At 60.8% G+C, this 5,452-nt stretch carries 3 protein-coding genes; all 3 read left to right on the forward strand.

Annotated elements, in window-relative coordinates; translation table 11 throughout:
* Window positions 1–762: 762 nt before the first annotated feature.
* The 3 genes from BEN48_RS14745 to BEN48_RS14755 all read left to right on the forward strand — a co-directional run bounded on the left by BEN48_RS14745 (window position 763) and on the right by BEN48_RS14755 (window position 5,360).
* A complete protein-coding gene (locus BEN48_RS14745; RefSeq protein ID WP_070735667.1) occupies window positions 763–2,208 on the forward strand; it encodes an amidohydrolase in 1,446 nt (481 codons plus the stop codon).
* Between the two features lie 145 nt (window positions 2,209–2,353).
* A complete protein-coding gene (locus BEN48_RS14750) occupies window positions 2,354–3,448 on the forward strand; it encodes a mechanosensitive ion channel family protein (RefSeq protein WP_070735668.1) in 1,095 nt (364 codons plus the stop codon).
* Window positions 3,449–3,554: 106 nt separating this feature from the next.
* Window positions 3,555–5,360 (forward strand): glycoside hydrolase family 15 protein, encoded by a 1,806-nt coding sequence (locus tag BEN48_RS14755; protein WP_070735669.1) that lies wholly within the window; start codon window positions 3,555–3,557, stop codon window positions 5,358–5,360.
* Window positions 5,361–5,452 lie beyond the last annotated feature (92 nt).

A 5,452-nucleotide genomic window follows, 5' to 3' on the forward strand; every position in this document is an offset into this window, starting at 1 on the left:
AAGCAGGGGTGCAACCACCGTCCACTGCCGGTCCGTTATTTCGTGACGACGCATAAGCTAACTTGGGTTTGCTCGAAGGTAATTGTCCTCACGCTCTAGGCTTGCCCAGTTCTTATCTTACCTAAGAAAACTGAAACTACGGGTGCTGGCTGTGTTCCCATCGCTGCCCCACACTTTTTGATGCTCACTAAATACACACTGCGCGCCAAGCGTGGCATCTTCGCCACGAGTAGGGTCGCACTTACTGCCTTGGTCTGCGCAATGCCTTTGCCCATTGTGAGGCAGTTTTACTTGCATTCGCCCTCTACTTCGATGTACTCCGAGACAGTCCGGGCACCGGGCTGCAGGAGCCGGGCCGCAATCAGGCGCTGCCCTTCTAAGGCCTGGCCGGTTTGCCCTTGCCCAAGAGCCTAGGCTCGCCGATAAAGAATATAGTTTACACTGTATGGCTAACAGCCGGCAGAACAGCGCCGAAACTACGTAGTTGAAAATTATGGCACGTCCCAACTGTGTCTGCTATACCTAGAGGACCTCATTACTGGGTACTGTAACGCATTTTCATTTTTATCTAAAAATTTATATAAATTGATTATATTATATGATATTGCAAAGTTTAATCTTATAATATTTATAATACTTAATGAAGCCTTACACTTAATTGCTTTAGTTTAAGCAACGGCTTTGTGCACGGCTGGAATGATGCTACTTTCGCTTTGAGCAATTTGCTTTCATCAATTTCTGGCATCGTTCCCGCATTCAGACATGAAAAAAATCATCTACTCCGTTTGCTTGCTGAGCGCTGGCCTGCTGGCCGCGCAGCCCACGGCGCCGCCCGCCGATGTGGAGGCCATGAAGGCGCAGGCCCAGCAGGACCTGCAAAGCCGCTACAACGAGTACCGGCAGGTGGCCCAGCGCATCTGGGGTTTTGCTGAAGTGGGCTACAAGGAAACCCAAAGCTCGGCCCTGCTGCAGAAAACGCTGCGGGACAATGGCTTTACGGTGCAGGCGGGCGTGGCCGATATTCCCACTGCCTTTGTGGCCACGTACGGCAGCGGCAAGCCAGTGATTGGGATTTTGGCGGAATACGATGCGCTGCCGGGGCTCTCGCAGCAGGCCGGGGCCGAGAAAAAGCCCGTGGCCGGCATCGACGCCGGGCACGGCTGCGGCCACAATTTGTTTGGCACGGCCAGTGTAGCGGCGGGCATCGAGTTGAAGAAGCTGATGAAGGAAGGCAAGTTTAAGGGTACGGTGCGGGTGTACGGCGCCCCGGCCGAGGAGGGCGGCAGCGGCAAGGTGTACCTGGTGCGGGCCGGCCTGTTTAAGGACGTGGACGCGGTGCTGCACTGGCACCCCAGCAACCAGAACCGCTCGATGATGGCCAGCTACATTGCCAACAGCTCGGCCAAATTCCGCTTCCACGGCATTGCTTCGCACGCAGCGGCCTCGCCCCAGCGCGGGCGCAGCGCCCTCGACGGCGTGGAGGCCATGAACAACATGGTGAACATGATGCGCGAGCACGTGCCCCAGGAAACCCGCATTCACTACATCATCACCAACGGCGGCAAGGCCCCGAACGTGGTGCCCGAATTTGCGGAAGTGTACTACTACGTGCGCCACCCCAACCGCTCGGAGGTGAAGGACGCGTTTGCCCGCGTGGTGAAGGCGGCCGAGGGGGCTGCCCTGGGTACGGGCACTACCATGGACTACGAAATCATAGGCGGCACGCACGAGCTGCTGCTCAACGAGACCCTGGCCCGGGCCCTGCAGCTGAACCTGGAAAAAGTGGGCGGCGTGACCTACAGCCCGCAGGAGCTGGCAATGGGCAAGCAGCTGCAGGCCTCACTGGGCTTTGCGGCGCCGCCCGTGGAGGAGGCCGCCTCCATCCAGCCTTTTGCTGTGACGGACGGGGGCGGCAGTTCCGATGTGGGCGACGTGAGCTTTGCGGTGCCCACCGTGGGCCTGCTGGCCGCCACCTGGATTCCGGGCACGCCGGCCCACAGCTGGCAGGCCGTGGCCTGCAGCGGGCAGGAAATTGGCTCCAAGGGCATGATGGTGGCCGCCAAAACCATGACCCTGACGGCCATCGACCTGTTCACCAACCCCGACCTGCTGGAAAAAGCCACTGCCGAATTCAAGCAGGACGTGGGCACCTATGTGTACAAGCCGCTGCTGGGCGACCGCAAGCCGGCCCTCAACTACCGCGACTAGCGCGGCGGCACGGCTTGCCTCCCGCCAGCCAACCGGCTGACGGTGACCGCCTCCTCGCCTCGCAACTTTCACATAGCCAACCTTTGCCGCTGTGCGGGGGTACAAACGGCCGGGCCACCTGACGTAAACACAAGGCCTGCGAGGTATGGCAGAAAAGGTGCAGCAGTGGATGGAGCAGTTCCCCGACACCATGGTGGGGGTACTTGTGGTGGTGGGCAGCATTGTGGGCGGCCTGCTGTTGAAATACCTCATTGCGGTGGGGCTGCGGGCCTACGAGCGGCGGCAGGCTTCGCCGCTGGTGGCTTCGGTGCGGCAGCACCTGGCCCACCCGGTGAGCTACTTTTTCCCCATCCTGCTGCTGTCGTTGCTGCTGCCCCTGGTGCCGCTGGAGGCCCGCCCGTTTGAGCTGCTGCGGCGGGTGGTGGAAATTGCGTTCATCGCCAGCTTTGCCTGGGGGCTGATGCGGGCCGTGGAAGTAGCCGAGGACCTGGTGCTGGCGCACTACTCCTTGTCGGAGGGCGACAACCTGCAGATACGCAAGCTGTTTACGCAGCTGCAGTTTGTGAAAAAGGTAGTGGTGTCGCTCATCTTTTTCGTGGCCGTGGCCCTGGTGCTCATGAGCTTTGCCACGGTGCGGCGCGTGGGAACCGGCCTGCTAACCTCGGCGGGCATTGCCAGCGTCATTATTGGCTTTGCCGCGCAGCGCTCCATCGGTAACCTGCTGGCGGGTTTCCAGCTGGCGTTCACCCAGCCCCTGCGCATCGACGACGTGCTGGTGGTGGAGGGTGAGTGGGGCCGGGTGGAGGAAATCACCTTCACCAACGTGGTGATGGCCCTCTGGGACGAGCGCCGGCTGGTGCTGCCGCTCAATTACTTCATCGAAAAGCCTTTTCAGAACTGGACCCGCAACAGCGCCAAAATCACGGGCTCGGTGTTTCTGCAGGTAGACTACACGATGCCGGTGGAAGCCATCCGGACCGAGCTGCGGCGCATTCTGGAAGCCCACCCGCTGTGGGACGGACGCGCGTGCGTGCTGCACGTGACGGAGGCCAAAGAAAGCACCCTGGAACTGCGCGCCCTGGTGAGCGCTGCCGACGCCAGCTCGGTGTGGGAGCTGCGCTGTGCCGTGCGGGAGCAGCTGGTGACGTTTGTGCAGCAGCAATACCCGGAATGCCTGCCCAAAATAAGGGCGCGGCTAGACGCCCCGGTGGCCCCGGCCGGGCCCGGCGAACGAGGGTAAGCCACCTCCAGTTGGCAACCCCACCCCCGTTCGCCCGTATTTTTAAGAGCCCGACAGGTGACTGCCGGGCTTTTTAGTATCCGTTGCCGTACCCGCATTCCTTTATATGAACGCCATTCCTCCTTCCCTTACCAAGCACACTTACGACATGGGTCTGGTGGGCAACTGCGCCTTCCTGGGCCTCATTCGCAAAGACACGTCGGTGGCCTGGCTGTGCTGGCCGCGCTTCGACAGCAGCTTTGTGTTTGGCAGCCTGCTGGACTCGCGCAAGGGCGGCGAGTACAGCGTGTGCCCGGCCCGTGGCCAGGCGTTCGAATCGCACCAGTACTACCGCGAAAACACCAACGTGCTGTGCACGGAAATCACCACGGCCGACGGCCGCTACCGCGTCACGGACTTTGCGCCGCGCTTCCTGCAATACGAGCGGTACTACAAGCCGCTGATGTTTATCCGGAAGCTGGAACCGCTGGAAGGCGCTCCGCGCATTCGGGTGGTGTGCCAGCCCGTGGGCGAATACGGTACCAAGGAGCTGCACCGCCGCCGCAGCTCCAACCACATTGCGTTTCTGGGCCTGGAAGAGGAAATCCGCCTCACCACCAACATTCCGCTCACCTACGTGCTGGATAGCGACGAGTTTGCCCTCAACGAAACCAAGTACCTGGTGCTCACCTACGGCGCGCCGCTGGAGGCCCCGCTGGAAAGCACGGCCGAGCAGTTTCTGCGCAGCACCGTGGACTACTGGCGCAAGTGGATAAAGAGCACCAGCATCGGCGACTTCTTTCAGCAGCAGGTCATTCGGTCGGCGTTGGCCCTGAAAATTCACCAGTACGAAGACACCGGCGCCATCATTGCCGCCACCACCACCAGCCTGCCCGAGGCCCCCGGCAGCACCCGCAACTGGGACTACCGCTACTGCTGGATGCGCGACACCTACTACATCCTCACGGCCTTCAGCAACATCGGCCACTTTGAGGAAATGGAGCGGTACTTCCACTACATCGCCAATATTTCGACCAACATTCAGGGCAAGTACCAGCCGCTGTACGGCATCAGCGGCACCTCGGCGCTGGTGGAGCAGGAGCTGGACCTGGAAGGCTACTTGGGCAACCAGCCGGTACGCATCGGCAACGACGCTTATACCCACATTCAGAATGATGTGTACGGGCAGGTGCTGGTGGCCCTGCTGCCGCTGTACGTAGACCGGCGCTTTGTGGACCCCGAGCGCACCGCGCCCGAAAAGCTGGTGTACGAGGCCCTGCACTTCATTGAGCAAACCATGGACCTGCCCGATGCCGGGCTCTGGGAGTTCCGGCACATTGCGCAGTACCATTGCTACACGTACCTCTTTCACTGGGCCGGCTGCCACGCCGCCCGTCAGGTAGCTTTCAAGCTGGGCAATGCCGAGATGGAGGCGCTGGCCACCAAGCTACTGGACGAAGCCACGCGCCGCATCGAGCTGTGCCTCGATGCCGAGCGCGGCGTGTACACCAATGCCATCGGCTCGCCGCACCTTGACGCCAGCACCCTGCAGCTTATTCTGATGGGCTACCTCGACCCCTCGTCGGAGTTGGCCCACACCCACCTGGAAGCGCTGGAAAAAGAGCTGATGACGCCCGAAGGCCTGTTTTACCGCTACCGCCATCCCGACGATTTTGGCACGCCCGAAACCACGTTTCTCATCTGCTCCTTCTGGTACGTGGAGGCCCTGGCCTGCGTGGGCCGGATAGACGATGCCATCCGGGAGTTTGAGAAGCTGACCCGCTACACCAACCACCTGGGCCTGCTCAGCGAAGACGTGGACGCCCGCACCGGCTCGCAGTGGGGCAACTTCCCGCAGGCCTACAGCCACGTAGGCCTGATGAATGCCGCCTTCCGCATCTCCAAGAAGCTGGACAAGCCGAACTTTATTTAAGGTCCTTGTTCTTAAAGCAAAAACGCATGCTGAGCTTGCCGAAGCATCTCGCGTGCACCACTAATTCAAAATAGCGAGTTAGTGGTGGCACG

The sequence above is a fragment of the Hymenobacter glacialis genome (assembly GCF_001816165.1).
GTDB classification, from domain to species: domain Bacteria; phylum Bacteroidota; class Bacteroidia; order Cytophagales; family Hymenobacteraceae; genus Hymenobacter; species Hymenobacter glacialis.

What these genes read in the sequence shown, in the direction of transcription:
- BEN48_RS14755 (WP_070735669.1), top strand. Translation starts at nt 3,555, where the DNA reads ATGAACGCCATTCCTCCTTCCCTTACCAAGCACACTTACGACATGGGT.
- BEN48_RS14750 (WP_070735668.1), top strand. Translation starts at nt 2,354, where the DNA reads ATGGCAGAAAAGGTGCAGCAGTGGATGGAGCAGTTCCCCGACACCATG.
- BEN48_RS14745 (WP_070735667.1), top strand. Translation starts at nt 763, where the DNA reads ATGAAAAAAATCATCTACTCCGTTTGCTTGCTGAGCGCTGGCCTGCTG.